A 14,328-nucleotide genomic window follows, 5' to 3' on the forward strand; every position below is an offset into this window, starting at 1 on the left:
AAACCTATCGTTGAGAGGACAGCGCGGGCTGCCCGATTGCCCGCGGCGACTGCCGCGCAGCGGCTGAACCCAAGCTGAGTGCTACCGGCCGCGCTGCCGATAGCCGCTTTCCCGTGCGGTGCCAATCGCCACGCCGCGCGGTCACCGGAAACCCAGATTGCGCAGCGAAAAGAACAGCTGGAAGGTGTTGCCGCGCCGGGCATCGCCCTGTTCGAAATAATCGCGCCGCCAGGTAAGCCCCATTTCGAGGCAATCGTCGCGATAGGCCACACCCAGCCGCGTGCGCAGCGGCTCGAACCCGTCGGAAGTGAGGCCGGGATCCTCTTCCCGATCGGTCAGATTGAACACGCCGGAGCCAAATACCGACCAGTAATTGGCGAAGGCGACCCGTCCGGCAAGGCGCAGCTCCTCGCGGTCCTGCAAATCCTCGATCGTCCGAGTAATGTCGCGGTTGAGCCGCAAATAGCCGATCTCGCCATAGGTGCGGGTGGTGCCGACCGTAGCGTCCACTTCGTTGCGGCGGATCGCCAGATTATCCTTGTCGAGCCGGAAGCGGTGCGTGAAGCGCACGAAATCGCGCAAGCGCAGCTCGGTGCGGCCGACGAAATCCGACAGCCGGTCGGACAGGCCGGTGCCGTCCGGCAGGATGGTCGGCTCCGAATTGAGACGATAGGACTGGCCGAAAGTCGTCTTCACCCGCCAGCCCGGCCGTTCGAGCTGCCAGTCGAAACCGTAGGTCACCCGCGGCCCTTCCTCGACCCGGTCGTAGCCGGGAAAGCGGTTGAGCGCGAACAGGTTCGAATCTTCGAGGTCGATCGCCCGTGCGTCTTCGTTGGGAACGGCGAGATTGCGGATCGGCGGGCTGACGACGAGCTGGACGCGCGGGGTGAACACCTGCGTCCCGCCCAGCAGCGAGCCGGCGAACGGCCATTGCAGATCGGCCGCCGCCAGCGCCACGGCGCGGGTCTGCCAGCCTTCCTCGCCGCGATAGATCGCGGTTGCGGTGCGGTCATTCTCGTCGGAATGATAGACATCGCCGCGCACCAGCGCGGTCAGCGTCAGCGCCTGACCGAGCGGGGTGAGCCGCCGCAAATCCCACCGTGCCCCCGCAAAGGCACGCTGCGTATCCTGCCCCGCGCTGCGGAAGATGGCGAGGCTGTTGGCCTGCAATTCGACCGTCCCGCCCAGCCACGGATCGATGATCCTCTTGCGATAGTCGATTGCCGGTAGCGCCAGCGGCACTTGCCCCTGGTCGACCCCGATCCGCAGCGTCTGCGTGGCCCAGCCGGCGAGCTGGAAGTAGGAGGTGGCGCTGATCCGCTCCAGCTGGGCGACCGAGCGCAGCCGGTCGTCCCGCGAAATGTCGTAGCGGCGCAAGAAGGTGCGGTCTGTTGCGAAGCGAACCGAGCTGTCAAAGCTCCATTTTTCGTCGAACTGGAACCGTCCATTCGCAAACAGATAGCCGCGTACATCGCGCTCGCTGGTGCCCAAGGGATTGCCGAAAGGGTCGATCCGCGCACTATGCGTGGCGTAACCCGTGATCTGGAATGCCCCCCGATCGGCCAACTGGCGATACTGGCCCGACACCATCGGCGGCGCTTCGGTAAACAGATAGCCGGCCAGCGTGAGGTCGCGATTGGGTGCCAGCCGCCAGTAATAGCTGCCCGCCAGCTCGAGCCCGTTGGACTGGGAAAAACGAATGTCGGGCAGCAGAAAACCGGTGCTTGCCCGGCCATCGGTGCGTATCGCCAGGCCCGGCAACGGCAGCAGCCGTGCGCCGAACAGCTCGAAGAAGGCCCCGCTGAACCGGATACGCGAGGTTGCCGGATCATAGGTCACCCAGTCGGCGGTGATGCGCCAGCTGGGCCGCTTGTCGCAGCCTTCCGCATCGACCACCGAGCAGCCCGAATAGGCGGCGGTTTCCAGCGTGATCGCGCCACCCGCCGCGCGCGTTCCCCGCTCGGCTGCGAGCCGACCGCCTGCACGTAGCGCGATCAGCAGATCGTCCATCGCGCCGGCGTCGAAATCCTCGTTCAGCGTGACCCGTTCGGTGAAGAGCTGGTTGCCGTTTTCATCGACCAGTCGGACATTGCCTGTGCCAGTGATGTCGCCGGTCTGCTGGTTCCATTCCACCCGGTCGGCGCGCACCGACCGGTCCTGCCCGTCGCCGATCAGGACATTGCCGGTGCCGACCGTTTCGCCGGTGCGGCTGTTCCAGATCACCTGATCGGCGCGCAGCGTGCGCCCCGTGCCGTCGGCGATCACGACCTCGCCTTCGCTTTCGATCAAGCCGCTATCGCGGTTCCAGCGCACGCCATCGGCGCGCACGGTACGATCGCGATTGCGCAGCAGCACATTGCCGCGCGCGGTGACCGCTTCGGAATTGCTGTCATATTCGATCGAATCCGCCGCAAACGCGACCTCGTTCTCGCCGCTGGGGCGCGGGAGGCCGGTAGTATCGGGGGCCGCCGGGGCGGGCTCGGCCGCCACGGGCGGAGCCAGCGTTTCGGCCACCTCGGCCGCCTCGCCGCGGCGCTGTGTCTGCCCGTCGGGCTGGGTCGCGGTGCCCATACCGGTGGCCGCCCCTTCCTGCGCCATGGCGGGCCGCGCCGCGAGCGCGCAGGCGAAGGCGGCGCAGCTGGCGGCGAGAAGAGCGGAGGAGCGGATCGCGCGAGACCAGCGCGCGGAAGGCGGCAGCATGGCTTGCCTATCGCACCGGTGCCGCCTAATCGCAATCGCCATCGCGCGCGCCTTGCCGGCCGCCCATTCCCGCTATCTCTGCCGGAGCATCCATGGACTTCACCTTCGCCCAATCCGTCCCCGCGTCCATCCGCACCATCGCGCTGCCGGTGCTGCTCGATACGCTGCCGCCCGAACTGGAACCGGCGCTGCGCGACGGGGCCAAGGCGGCGCGCTTTACCGGCAAGGCCGGGCAGGTGTTCGACGGGTTCGTCGAACGCGGCGGCGCGGTCCACCGGTTGGCGCTGGTCGGGGTGGGCGCAGCGACCGAGAAGGAGCGCCTGCCGCTGCTGGAAAAAGCGGGCGCTGCGCTGGCGGCGAAATATCTCACCTCGGGCGAAAAGGAGCTGGCGCTCGACCTCAGCAATAGCGGCCTGTCACCCGAACAGGCGGCGGCGATGCTGCTTGGTCTGCGGCTGCGGAGTTGGCGATACGATAAATATCGCACCAAGTTGAAAGACGAGCAGAAGGTGACGCTCGCCGCCGTCACCGTTGTCGGCGTGCCCGATGGCACGGATGCCGCATGGGCGGATGCCTCGGCAGTGGCCGACGGGGTCGAATTTACCCGCGAACTCGTCACCGAACCGGGCAACGTGATCTACCCCGAAAGCTTCGTCGAACGCTGCCGCGAGCGCTTTGCCGGAACGGGAGTCGAAATCACGGTACTCGACGAGGATGAAATGGGCGCGCTCGGCATGGGGGCGCTGCTCGGGGTCGGGCAGGGTTCTCGCCGCGCCTCGCGGATGCTGGCGCTGCGCTGGCAGGGCGGGGCCGAGGGCGCCGCGCCGATGGCCTTCGTCGGCAAGGGCGTTACCTTCGATACCGGCGGCATTTCGTTGAAGCCTGGCCCGGGCATGGAAGAAATGAAGTGGGACATGGGCGGCGCGGGCGCGGTGGCCGGCGGGATGCTGGCGCTCGCCCGCCGCAAGGCCAAGGCCAATGTCGTGGGCGTGATGGGGCTGGTCGAGAACATGCCCGACGGCAATGCGCAGCGGCCGGGCGATGTCGTGACCTCGATGTCGGGTCAGACAATCGAGGTGATCAATACCGACGCGGAAGGCCGGCTGGTGCTGTGCGATGCACTTCACTGGACGCAGGAGACCTATAGCCCTTCAGCCATTGTCGATTTCGCCACGTTGACCGGGGCGATGGTGATTTCGCTCGGCAACGAACAGGCCGGGATGTTCTCGAATGACGAGACGCTGGCCGAAAAACTGCTGCTGGCCGGCGTCGCCAGCGGCGACAAATTGTGGCGGATGCCGCTCGCCCCGGCCTACGACAAGCTGATCGATTCCCCGATTGCGGATATGCGCAATGTCGGCCCGCGTCAGGCCGGGTCGATCACTGCAGCGCAGTTCCTGCTGCGCTTCATCCGCGATGGCCTCCCCTGGGCGCATTGCGACATTGCCGGCATGGCTTGGGCCGACAAGGCCGGGGCGACTTGGGACAAGGGCGCCACGGGTTACGGCGTGCGGCTGATCGACCGCTATGTCCGCGACGCGCTCGGCGGCTGAACGGGTGGGCCGGGGTCGCGCGGCGTGAAAGCCGATTTCTGGCAGTTGGAGCGCGACCCGGCTGACAAGGTCGTCGCGCTGATTGCCGGGCGCGTACTGGCCGAGGGCGAGCGGCTGCTGGTGGTGGCCGGCGACGCAGCCTTGCGCGAGGCCATCAGCGCCGCGCTGTGGGATGCGGGCGAGGGGAGCTTCCTCGCCAATGGGCAGGCGGGCGGTCCGCACGATGCGCGCCAGCCAGTGCTGATCGCGAAGGAACTTGCGGGTGCCCCTGCCAACGGGGCGAGCCATGTGATCTTCGCCGACGGCGTCTGCCGGGCGGCCGACGGCTTTGCCCGCGCGTTCCTGCTGTTCGGCGAAGCGACGATCGAAGCGGCGCGCGCCTGCTGGCGCGGGCTCGACGGGGCGGAGGGGCTGGAACGGGCCTTTTACCGTCAGGATGGGGGCCGCTGGGTCAAGGTTGCGTGACTTGCCGGAAGGGGCAAACGCGGCTAGGGGCGCGCGCGATATTCACTCCCCTATTTCTCCAGACAAGGACACCACGATGGCGGCCACCCGCACCTTTTCGATCATCAAGCCCGACGCCACACGCCGCAATCTGACCGGTGCGGTCACCAAGATGCTGGAAGATGCCGGCCTGCGCGTCGTTGCCAGCAAGCGCATCCAGATGACCCGCGAGCAGGCCGAAGGCTTCTACGAAGTGCACAAGGAACGTCCGTTCTATGGCGAATTGTGCGACTTCATGACCAGCGGCCCGGTGGTCGTGCAGGTGCTCGAAGGGGAAGATGCGGTGAAGCGCAACCGCGACGTGATGGGCGCGACCAACCCGTCTGACGCGGCCGATGGCACTATCCGCAAGAGCTTTGCCGAGAGCATCGAGGCCAATTCGGTCCACGGTTCGGATTCGGACGAGAACGCCGCGAAGGAAATCGCCTTCTTCTTCACCGATGACGAAATCGTCGGTTAATTCGGCACCAGACAGACGAGAGAGATCACCGATGTCGCATACCCCGCACGAATTAGCCGATGAGTTCCCCGAGGATCACGCCATCCTTCACCGGCTGAAGATGGAAGACCATCATTACGCCAACCTGGCTGACCGCTATCACGAGGTGAACCGCGAGATTCACCGCATCGAGAGCGAGGTCGAGGCCGCATCCGACGAGCGGACCGAAGAGTTGAAGAAGCAGCGGCTCGCGCTGGTCGACGAGATTGCCGGCATCGTCGCCAAGGCGCGCACGAGCGCCTGATCCCACAGCCGCTCAGCCGGGGCGCTGGGCGGCGAAGTGGCGCAAGCTATCGGCGTGGCGGCGATGCGCGGCATCGTCGCCCGCCCGCATGACCCGCGCCATGCCGGCCGCTGCGGCGGGTGTGAAGGCGAGGCCCAGCGCGCTGTAGATGCCGCGCATGGCGCTCTGCCAATCGTCACTGACAACGTCATATTCCACCACCGCGACCGGGCCGGTGAATTTCGCCAGCGCCGCTTCCATGCGCGCTTCGCGCAGCGCCGCCTTGCGGTGCCACTCCTGCTCGAGCCAGGCCAGGTCCACCGCGTCCGATTGCATCGCCATCTGATTGGCCACCAGCGAACAGGCGCTGGCATGAACCGCCGCCGGATCGCGCCGTGCGACGACAACGCGCGCATCGGAAAAGCGCGCCAGCACGGCGGCTAGGTCCTCGGCAAATTGCGGCACTTTCATCACGCGCGGCTGCGCGGAGTTGCGATGCCAGCCGGCGTCAGTCGCCAGAATGCGTGCAAATTCGGCATAGACCGGCGCAGGATCGCGCGCTTCGCTGAACGCGACGAAGGAGGGGATACGCCATTGTGCTTCGTAGGTTGCGTGGTCCAGCGCGGCGGCCAGCCAGCCCAGTTCCTCGTCAGGCTCGCTGGCGCCGAAGGGGTGCAGCGTATCGAGCCAGGGATTGGCCAGACGCCCCAGGGCAAGCGCCATTGCGCCGCGCAGGGGGCGCAGATCGGGCCGCTGCGGCACCGGGTTCCAGCTATCGCAAAATCGCGTCGCCACGTGGGCCGGGTCGGCCGCCAAGAGACGATGCAGCCGGGTGGTCCCGGCGCGCATCTGGCCGACGACGAGGATCGGCGGCGCGAGCATTGTGGCCGGCAGATCGGGCCGCGCGCGCCACAACCGCCCAAGCGCCAGTCGCTGGCGGATCGCGCGGACCAACTGCCCATGCGCGGCGGCGAGGCCCACCGGGTTGAGCTGCGCTTCCGCCGCGGCGGAGCCGGCCAACTTCTCCAGCCGCAGCCGGAAATCCGCCACCTCGACGGCGCTGCGTCCGGCGCTCTCATCATCAGGCGAGAAACCCTTGCTGGCCTTGGCCCACAGCGCGGGCGGGTCGAGCGGCGGCACAGCCAGCCAGCCTTTGGGCCAGGCGCGGGCGAGCAAGCGATTGCCGCGATCGACCAGCGGCGCGCGGGCGAGGGGGTGGTGCCGTGGCGGCGGCATCGGGCGCTATCTAGAACGCGTCCGCCGCGTCAAGCAGCGTGGTGAGCCGCCGCGGCGCGACCGCGCGCCAACTGCGTGCCAGCCAGTAATCGACCTGCGCCCAATCGAGGTCCGGCCGGTTGAGGATCAGCCCGACCCAACCGCTCGCGCCGTAATAGGCCGGGCGATGGAACACATCCGGATCACTTTCGACCAGCGCCGCCAGTTCGTCCGGGCCGGAGGTCTTGCACAGTACAGAAACATACGGCGTGCCGTGATGCTGATCGCTGAAATAGGCGAAGAACTTGCCGCTCTTGCCGCCCGTGCGGAACCCCGGCGCGCCGTGGCTGTCGCGCTCTTCCGTCTCGGGCAAGGCGAGCGCCCTGGCGCGCACTTGTGCCAGCAGCCAGCCCGCATCGAACGGACGGCGCGCAATCTCGCTCAACATTGCCGGATAGAGCTGCTGTTCGGCCAGCTTGACCCGCGCGGCGAGGCTCTCGGCCGTGTCGCCGGCGGTAATGGCCACGCGGATCTGGCCGAGCGCCTCGCCCGCATCGAGCTCGTCGGTTACCCAGTGCACCGTCGCCCCGCCATGGCTGTCGCCCGCTGCTAGTGCGCGGGCATGGGTGTCGAACCCCGGATAAAGTGGCAGCAGGGAGGGATGAATGTTGACCAGCCGGCCCTGCCACCGTGCCACGAAAGCCGGTCCGAGCACGCGCATGTACCCCGCAAGCGCGATCAGATCGGCGCCGGCATCGGCCGCCGCTTGCGACATGGCGGCGTCATGCGCGGCGCGGTCCGTCCCGCGATGCGAGAGGGCGAAGGTCGGCACGCCTTCTCCGGCGGCCAGCGCAAGGCCGGGGGCAGTGGGATCGTTGCTTGCGGCCAGCACGATCTCGTACGCCGCGCCGGGCAGGCGGCTGGCATAAAGCAGAGCGGCAAAGGTGTTCCCCTGGCCCGACAGGAACACCGCGACACGCGCGCGCTGCATCAGCCGCGCTCAGGCATGGTGCACGGCGTTCCACGGGGCGCGGGCCGACCAGCTTTCCGCCCCGCCGCTGACGGTGCACCCGCGCTCGCCCGCGACGATTGTGCCAATGGCAAACACCGTCTCGCCCGCAGCGGCCAGATCGGCGGCCAGCGCCTCTGCCCCGTCGGCCGGCACCGCCAGCACCATGCCGATGCCGCAATTGAAGGTGCGCGCCATCTCTGCCGGCTCGATGCCCCCCTGCGCCTGGAGAAACGCCATCAGCCGCGGCTGCGGCCAGGCATCGGCATCGATCCGCGCATGGAGGCCTTCGGGCAGTACGCGCGGCACATTTTCAAGCAGGCCGCCGCCGGTGATGTGCGCCAGCGCATTGATCCGCCCCGCACGGATCAACGGTAATAGGCTGCGGACGTAAATGCGGGTGGGTTCGATCAGCGTATCGATCAGCAGCCGGTCCTGATCGAACAGGGCCGGGCGCGTCATCTTCCAGCCGAGATCGTCCGCCATGCGACGGACCAGCGAATAGCCGTTCGAATGGACCCCCGAACTGGCCAGACCCAGCAGCACATCGCCCGCCGCGACCTTGCTGCCGGTCAATTGCTCGCCGCGCTCAACCGCGCCGACGCAAAAGCCCGCAAGGTCGTAATCGCCCGCCGCGTACATCCCCGGCATTTCGGCGGTCTCTCCGCCGATCAGCGCGCAGCCGGCCAGCTTGCAGCCTTCGGCGATGCCGGCAACGACGCGCTCTGCTACGCCGTTATCGAGCTTGCCGGTGGCAAAATAGTCGAGGAAGAACAGCGGTTCGGCGCCCTGTACGATCAGGTCGTTGACACACATTGCGACGAGATCAATGCCGATCGTGTCGTGCCGGTCGTGGTCGATCGCCAGCTTGACCTTAGTCCCGACGCCGTCATTGGCGGCGACCAGCAGCGGATCGGCATAGCCGGCGGCACGCGGGTCGAAGAAGCCGCCGAACCCACCCAGCTCGGCATCGGCGCCGGGTCGGGCGGTCGCCTTGGCTAGCGGGCCGATCGCCCTGACCAGAGCGTTGCCGGCGGCGATCGAAACGCCCGCGCCTTCGTAGGAATAATGCGCCGGAGGGGAATTGTTGGAGGACATGGCCGCGCGCTAGCCTTTTCGCGCTTGGATTTCCATCGGCCTTTGGGCAAAAGGCCGCCAGTTTCCCCGATGGCCATGACCCTCGCCTTTCCCGCTGCCTCAGGCCGCTCGCCCGCCCGCATGATTGCGGCGGTGCTGGCGGTGCTTGCCGTGTTGGCGCTGGCCGTACTCGGCGCGCGGGCGCTGGTGGCGCAGGTCTCGGCCGAACGCGGGATCGCGCCGGTGGCGGTCAGCCGCGACATCAATGTCGGCGGGATCAAGGTCGATGTGCGCGGCGACAACGCGCAGGCTGCGCGGGAAAAGGGGTGGGAAGAAGCCGCCCGGCTGGGCTGGCAGAAGCTTGGCGGGCCGGCAATCGGCGATGGCGAACTGTCCTCGCTGGTCTCGGCCATCGTGGTCGAACGCGAACAGATCGGCCCGCGCCGCTATATCGCCACACTGGGCGTGGTGTTCGACCGGCAGCGGGCCGCATCCTACCTCGGCGGCGATGGCAAGGCGGCGCGCTCGGCACCGCTGCTGCTGGTACCGGTGCAGATCAGCGGTGGGGTGGCAACGGTCTATGAGACGCGCAATCCCTGGCAGCGCGCCTGGGCCGAATTTCAGGCCGGCAGCGGGCGGATCGATTATGTCCGCGCCTCGGGTGCGGGCGGGGATTCGCTGCTGGTGACGGCGGGGCAGACAGGGCGCCGTAGCCGGACGTGGTGGCGCACCGTGCTCGACACCTTTGGCGCCTCCGATGTGCTGATCCCGGTCGCGCATCTCCAGCATCGTTATCCCGGCGGCCCGATCGATGGCACCTTCACCGCGCGCTACGGACCGGATAACCGCTTCCTCGAAAGCTTTCGCCTGACGGCAGCCAACGATGCAGCACTGCCGGCGATGCTGGGCGATGCCGTCCAGCGGATCGACGCGATCTATGGCCGCGCGCTCGCCGACGGGTTGCTGGCACCCGATCCAACGCTCGATATGGGCGCACCGCAACTCGACCCGGCGATTGCCGCGCTGGTCGAATATGGCCGCGCTGCGCAGGCGCAGGACCGCGCGGCGGCGGCCGCTGCGGCCGAGCGCGCGCGGCGCGATGCGGCGGCTGCTGCAGGACCGGAAACAAGCACGGAGCCCGCGCCGGCGGCTGTACCGGTGCAAGGGGTGACGATCCAGGCAGCGACGCCCGACGCGGCGGCGGCCGATACGATTCTGGGCGCCATTCGCGGCGCTGCGGGGGTCCGCGCGGCGGCGACCAGCAGTCTTGCGCTGGGCGGCACCTCGGTCTTCAGCGTGATGTATGCCGGCGAAGTCGGTGCGCTTGCCGACGCGCTGCGGGCGCGCGGGCTGACCGTCTCGCGCAGCGGCAACATCCTGTCCGTCAGCCGCTGAGGCCGCGCAAGTGGCGCCGCGCCAGACGATCCTGCCTTTTGCCGCGCAGCCGGCCGGGCAAGGCGAACGGATCGTGCTCGGCGCGGCCAATCGCACGGTTGCCGACGCGCTGGCCGATCCGTCGCGCTGGCCCTATCGCACTGCCGTGCTGGCCGGGCCGTCTCGCGCGGGCAAGTCGCTCTTCGCCGGCTGGTTCGCAGCGCAGCCGGAGTGCGCGGCGATCGACGGGGCCGACGGGTGGGACGAAACGCGCCTGTTCCACCGCTGGAATGCGGTCCAGCAGGATGGCGGCTATTTGCTGCTCATAACCGACCGCCAGCCGTGGGAAATCGCACTGCCCGATCTGCGCTCGCGGCTGGGAGCTGCGCTTCAACTCGAAATTTCCGAACCGGACGATACGCTGGCTGCCGGCCTGATAGCACACCACGCCGAACGGCGCGGGCTGGTGCTTAGCGAGGAGGCGCGCGCCTATCTGCTGCCGCGCATTCACCGCACCCATGCCGGGATCGAGGCGCTGATCGCCGCGATCGACCGGCTCAGCCTCGAACGCAAGGTTCCGGCGGGCGTCGGCCTGTGCCGCGACGCGCTGGAGGGCGTGCAAGGGATGCTCCAGCCGCGCTTGCTTTGACGGGCCTGTGGTGGGAGATATGACGCGATGTTTGCCGGGCTGATCCGCTATCTCGATTCCATACGCGCGCGCGATCCGGCGCCGCGCTCGCGCTGGGAGATCTTGCTCTATCCCGGGGTCTGGGCGCTCGGCTTCCACCGCGTGGCGAACTGGCTCTATCACGCCCGGCTGTTCTTTCTGGCCCGGCTGATCAACCATCTGTCGCGGATGCTGACCGCGATTGACATTCACCCCGGCGCGCAAATCGGCCGCAATTTCTTCATTGATCATGGCTTCACCGTGATCGGTGAAACCGCCGAGATCGGCGACAATGTCACGATCTATCAATGCGTGACGCTGGGCGGGACGAACCCGACCAATGGCAAGGCAGGCAAGCGGCACCCGACGCTGGCCGACAATGTCATCATCGGGTCCGGTGCCCAGGTGATCGGCCCGATCCATGTCGGCGCGCGGGCCCGGATCGGGGCCAATGCCGTGGTGACCGACGATGTGCCCGAAGGCGCGACGATGATCGGCCTCAAGGCCCGCTCCACGCTGGTGCCGGTCGAAACCTGGCTGCGCGAGTTCATGCCCTATGGCACCCCGTGCGACGACCCTTGCGAGCCGAGCCGCGACAGCCTCGAAAAGCTCGAGGCCGAGTTGAAGGCCTTGCGGGGCGAGGTAGCCGAACTGCGTGCCGCGCAGCAGGGCGGGGGCAAACCCGCCAGACGCAGACGGGCGGGCGATTGATGGGGTGCTCGCCGGGCGACACCATCGTGCCCTTCACGCCGCGCGGGCAGGCCCTTCAGGTTGGTTTCGAGCGGGCTGAACTGCAACGCATTCTCGACCTGTACGGTCGCATGGTGGCCGCCGGACAATGGCGCGATTACGCGATGGATTTTACCCGCGAAGCGGCGGTATTTTCCGCCTTCCGGCGCACCGCCGAACGGCCCCAGGCACGGATCGAGAAGCGGCCAGCGCTGCGGAGCCGGCAGGGGATGTGGGCCTTGCTCGGCGAACATGGGCAAATGCTCAAGCGCGGGCATGACCTTGCCGGCGTGCTTGCCCCGCTCGAACGGCGGCTGGTCAAGGCAGTCGCCGATTAAGTCGCGGCTTGGCCGGCGGCTGCCGGAACCAGAGCGGGGGGTGGCAGGACTGTCCGCCAGCTTTCCGGCAGACGGGAGAGGACGGCGTTGCGCCAGCAGCGCTGTCAGTGTCGCGGCGAGCAGCAACGCGGCTGTGCCGGGGCCGGCGGATTGCTGGCCGGAAAGCGCCTGATTGCCGGCCGTCAGATTTTCACCAGCGATGGCGAACACGGGCAACGCCACCACACTCCCCACGGCGAGGTAGGCGGCGCCGGCAAAGGCCAGCAGCAGCACGATCGAGGGTAGCGCCATCCGCGGCCTGCGGGTGAAGATTTCCGCCAGACCCCACGCGGTCGCCGCGATCGCCGCTGCCGGCATCCCGACCGATAATGCGGTGTTGAGGAGGCTCGCGCCGGTTTCGTTGGGCATCGCCGCAGCGACGATCGACCCACTGCAATCAGCAGGATGATCACCCCGATGGTGACGAAGATGTCGTTGAAGCTGGTGACGAGGCGGAAGTTTTCCTCGTCCTGCAAGGGTGCCTGCCGCTGCACTGCGATATGGGCGCGCAGCGCGTCAGCCGCCTCAGCGCTCAGCGCACCGGCGGCGACTGCCGAATTGAGATCATCGTTCGAATACACTGGCGGCCCCCCGCAACCCTTGTCCTAGGCGAGGGTGGCGGCGGGGCCGGCCAACGTCAATCAAGCGGCGCGCTTAGCCCCGCGCGCTGCTAGGCGCGGCGTCGGGGCCGAGCACTTCCTGCATCGCTTTCAGGATCGCGGCCGATTGTTCGCTGCCCGATTGCGGCGCGCGAAGATTGTTCTGCGCGCTGATCTTGTCCCAATTGGCGGCGAAACCTTCGACCGTGCGGTCCTCGTCGCGCAGCCAGACGGCGTCGTTCATCATCACCCAGGCCGAGTGGAAGCCGCCGGCGCCCGCGCCAACGATGGCGTTGGACGGTGCATCCTCGCTGACCAGGAACAGCGCGGCCGGCACCACATTGACCGGATCGAACAGCTTGAACGCTTCTTCGGGAAACAGGTCCTGCGTCATCCGCGTGCCCGCCACCGGCGACAGCGTGTTGACCTTGATGCCGTATTTCGCCCCTTCGAGCTGCAGCGTCTTGGTAAGGCCGGCAACACCCAGCTTGGCGGCGCCGTAATTGGCCTGGCCGAAATTGCCGAACAGGCCGGTGCTGCTGGCGGTCATCAGGATACGGCCATAGGCCTGTTCGCGCATGGTTTCCCACACCGCCTTGGTGGCGAAGGCCGAGCCGGTCAGGTGGACCTTGACGACGAATTCGAAATCGGCCGGCTCCATCTTGGCGAAGGTCTTGTCGCGCAGCACGCCGGCATTGTTGATCAGGATGTGGACGCCGCCCCATTTCTGCTTGGCGTCAGCAACCATCTTTTCCATCTGCTCATATTCGGTGACTGAGCCGCCATTGGCCATCGCCTCGCCGCCGGCAGCCTCGATTTCGGCCACCACCTGCGCGGCCGCATCCGACGAACCGGTGCCGTCACGCGCACCGCCGAGGTCGTTGACCACCACCTTCGCGCCGCGCCGTGCCAGTTCGAGCGCATATTCGCGCCCGAGCCCGCCGCCCGCGCCGGTGACGATCGCTACCTTGTCCTTGAACGAGATGGTCATGGGAAAATCCTCGCTGTCAGCTTTACGTAAAGGTCAAGCGGAGCGGTCGCACATCCGCGCCGTGCTGGCAACCGCAAGCTGTCAGCCCGGCGGGTTCCGTAGCGGCATGGTGAGCGCTTCGAGCGCCGGGATAAGCTGGCTGAACGAATCGATCACCGCATCCGCGCCGAGTTCTGCCGCCGGCTCGTCGCAATAGCCATAGGCAGCCGCGATCACCGGGACATTGGCGGCCCGCGCGGCCATCACGTCGTACGAACTGTCGCCGATGAACACTGCGCGCCCGCCGCCCAGGCGTGCGATCATTTCGTGCAGCGGATCGGGCGCGGGCTTGGCGCGGCCTGGCCCCAAAGTATCGCCGCCGATGACCGCGCCGAAGCGAGCCGCGAGGCCCAGCTGGTCGAGGATATGCACGGCAAAGCTCTCGAACTTGTTGGTCACCACCGCCAGCTTCACCCCGCGCGCGGCGAGATAATCAAGTGCCGTCTCGGCCCCCGGATAGGGCCGCGTATGTACCGCATTATGCGCGCCGTAATAGGCCAGCATCGCCTTGTAGAGCGGGCGGAACTCCTCGTCCGGCAGGCCCCCCTGATCGTCAATTGCGCGCTGAAGCATGATCTTGGCTCCGCCGCCGATCAGGTCCTGCGCGTGCTCGACCGGGACCGGCGCAAAGCCGCCCAGCGCCAGCGCATGATTGACCGCGGCGCCGAGATCGCGGTGCGTTTCGAGCAGCGTGCCGTCGAGATCGAAGCCGACAATGTCGAAAGGAAAATCCGCCATGCGCGCCGGCGTGGCCGATGGTTCTTCAAACCGC

14 protein-coding genes are annotated in these 14,328 nt (G+C 67.7%); 8 read left to right on the forward strand and 6 right to left on the reverse strand.

The window, feature by feature from the left end; genetic code table 11:
- Positions 1-141: 141 nt before the first annotated feature.
- The gene (gene lptD / locus ILT46_RS09325) at positions 142-2,700 is read right to left on the reverse strand and encodes an LPS assembly protein LptD (protein WP_233397153.1); all 2,559 of its coding nucleotides are present in this window, start codon (positions 2,698-2,700) and stop codon (positions 142-144) included.
- A 92-nt stretch (positions 2,701-2,792) separates the two neighbouring features.
- Here lptD and ILT46_RS09330 point away from each other — a divergent pair, with 92 nt between their 5' ends.
- The 4 genes from ILT46_RS09330 (at position 2,793) to ILT46_RS09345 (ending at position 5,500) form a co-directional block, all read left to right on the forward strand.
- Positions 2,793-4,253 carry a leucyl aminopeptidase gene (locus ILT46_RS09330; protein WP_199504373.1) on the forward strand — a complete coding sequence of 487 codons (1,461 nt, stop codon included), beginning with the start codon at positions 2,793-2,795 and terminating at the stop codon, positions 4,251-4,253.
- Positions 4,254-4,277: 24 nt separating this feature from the next.
- Entirely contained in the window at positions 4,278-4,718 is a 441-nt protein-coding gene (locus ILT46_RS09335) for a DNA polymerase III subunit chi (RefSeq protein ID WP_199504374.1), read from the forward strand.
- Positions 4,719-4,794: 76 nt separating this feature from the next.
- Positions 4,795-5,217, forward strand: a complete 423-nt coding sequence (gene ndk / locus ILT46_RS09340; protein ID WP_199504375.1) for a nucleoside-diphosphate kinase — start codon at positions 4,795-4,797, stop codon at positions 5,215-5,217.
- 31 nt (positions 5,218-5,248) lie between these two features.
- A complete protein-coding gene (locus ILT46_RS09345) occupies positions 5,249-5,500 on the forward strand; it encodes a YdcH family protein (protein WP_199504376.1) in 252 nt (83 codons plus the stop codon).
- Positions 5,501-5,512: 12 nt separating this feature from the next.
- Here ILT46_RS09345 and ILT46_RS09350 read toward each other — a convergent pair whose 3' ends face one another.
- Genes ILT46_RS09350 through purM form a run of 3 tightly spaced genes read right to left on the reverse strand, consistent with a single transcriptional unit; the run spans position 5,513 to position 8,801 of the window.
- Entirely contained in the window at positions 5,513-6,715 is a 1,203-nt protein-coding gene (locus ILT46_RS09350; RefSeq protein WP_199504377.1) for a sulfotransferase family protein, read from the reverse strand.
- A 10-nt stretch (positions 6,716-6,725) separates the two neighbouring features.
- Positions 6,726-7,685 (reverse strand): phosphoribosylglycinamide formyltransferase, encoded by a 960-nt coding sequence (purN, locus tag ILT46_RS09355; protein WP_199504378.1) that lies wholly within the window; start codon positions 7,683-7,685, stop codon positions 6,726-6,728.
- Between the two features lie 9 nt (positions 7,686-7,694).
- Positions 7,695-8,801, reverse strand: a complete 1,107-nt coding sequence (purM, locus tag ILT46_RS09360) for a phosphoribosylformylglycinamidine cyclo-ligase (RefSeq protein ID WP_199504379.1) — start codon at positions 8,799-8,801, stop codon at positions 7,695-7,697.
- A gap of 69 nt (positions 8,802-8,870) precedes the next feature.
- Between purM and ILT46_RS09365 the strand changes: the two genes are divergently transcribed.
- From ILT46_RS09365 to ILT46_RS09380, 4 genes are read left to right on the forward strand one after another with little or no spacing between them, the layout of a single operon-like run.
- Positions 8,871-10,175: a heavy-metal-associated domain-containing protein gene (locus ILT46_RS09365; RefSeq protein ID WP_199504380.1), complete on the forward strand. Its 1,305-nt coding sequence runs from the start codon at positions 8,871-8,873 to the stop codon at positions 10,173-10,175.
- Between the two features lie 10 nt (positions 10,176-10,185).
- Positions 10,186-10,803 carry an HdaA/DnaA family protein gene (locus ILT46_RS09370; protein WP_370592403.1) on the forward strand — a complete coding sequence of 206 codons (618 nt, stop codon included), beginning with the start codon at positions 10,186-10,188 and terminating at the stop codon, positions 10,801-10,803.
- A 27-nt stretch (positions 10,804-10,830) separates the two neighbouring features.
- Positions 10,831-11,532: a serine O-acetyltransferase EpsC gene (gene epsC, locus ILT46_RS09375; RefSeq protein ID WP_199504381.1), complete on the forward strand. Its 702-nt coding sequence runs from the start codon at positions 10,831-10,833 to the stop codon at positions 11,530-11,532.
- Positions 11,532-11,888, forward strand: coding sequence for a DUF2794 domain-containing protein (locus ILT46_RS09380; RefSeq protein WP_199504382.1), 357 nt, complete (start codon positions 11,532-11,534; stop codon positions 11,886-11,888). Before epsC ends, ILT46_RS09380 begins: the two co-directional genes overlap by 1 nt.
- Before the next feature lie 693 nt (positions 11,889-12,581).
- On the opposite strand, the gene ILT46_RS09385 is transcribed toward ILT46_RS09380, so the two are convergent.
- A complete protein-coding gene (locus ILT46_RS09385; RefSeq protein WP_199504383.1) occupies positions 12,582-13,517 on the reverse strand; it encodes an SDR family NAD(P)-dependent oxidoreductase in 936 nt (311 codons plus the stop codon).
- Positions 13,518-13,598: 81 nt separating this feature from the next.
- Positions 13,599-14,294, reverse strand: coding sequence for an HAD family hydrolase (locus ILT46_RS09390; RefSeq protein ID WP_199504384.1), 696 nt, complete (start codon positions 14,292-14,294; stop codon positions 13,599-13,601).
- Positions 14,295-14,328: the final 34 nt, after the last annotated feature.

It is taken from the genome of Qipengyuania sp. YIM B01966 (genome assembly GCF_016461955.1).
Lineage (GTDB): Bacteria > Pseudomonadota > Alphaproteobacteria > Sphingomonadales > Sphingomonadaceae > QFOP01.

Coding starts and splice junctions, on each gene's coding strand:
- lptD (WP_233397153.1), bottom strand. CDS start 2,700: ATGCTGCCGCCTTCCGCGCGCTGGTCTCGCGCGATCCGCTCCTCCGCT.
- ILT46_RS09330 (WP_199504373.1), top strand. CDS start 2,793: ATGGACTTCACCTTCGCCCAATCCGTCCCCGCGTCCATCCGCACCATC.
- ndk (WP_199504375.1), top strand. CDS start 4,795: ATGGCGGCCACCCGCACCTTTTCGATCATCAAGCCCGACGCCACACGC.
- ILT46_RS09345 (WP_199504376.1), top strand. CDS start 5,249: ATGTCGCATACCCCGCACGAATTAGCCGATGAGTTCCCCGAGGATCAC.
- ILT46_RS09350 (WP_199504377.1), bottom strand. CDS start 6,715: ATGCCGCCGCCACGGCACCACCCCCTCGCCCGCGCGCCGCTGGTCGAT.
- purN (WP_199504378.1), bottom strand. CDS start 7,685: ATGCAGCGCGCGCGTGTCGCGGTGTTCCTGTCGGGCCAGGGGAACACC.
- purM (WP_199504379.1), bottom strand. CDS start 8,801: ATGTCCTCCAACAATTCCCCTCCGGCGCATTATTCCTACGAAGGCGCG.
- ILT46_RS09365 (WP_199504380.1), top strand. CDS start 8,871: ATGGCCATGACCCTCGCCTTTCCCGCTGCCTCAGGCCGCTCGCCCGCC.
- epsC (WP_199504381.1), top strand. CDS start 10,831: ATGTTTGCCGGGCTGATCCGCTATCTCGATTCCATACGCGCGCGCGAT.
- ILT46_RS09380 (WP_199504382.1), top strand. CDS start 11,532: ATGGGGTGCTCGCCGGGCGACACCATCGTGCCCTTCACGCCGCGCGGG.
- ILT46_RS09385 (WP_199504383.1), bottom strand. CDS start 13,517: ATGACCATCTCGTTCAAGGACAAGGTAGCGATCGTCACCGGCGCGGGC.
- ILT46_RS09390 (WP_199504384.1), bottom strand. CDS start 14,294: ATGGCGGATTTTCCTTTCGACATTGTCGGCTTCGATCTCGACGGCACG.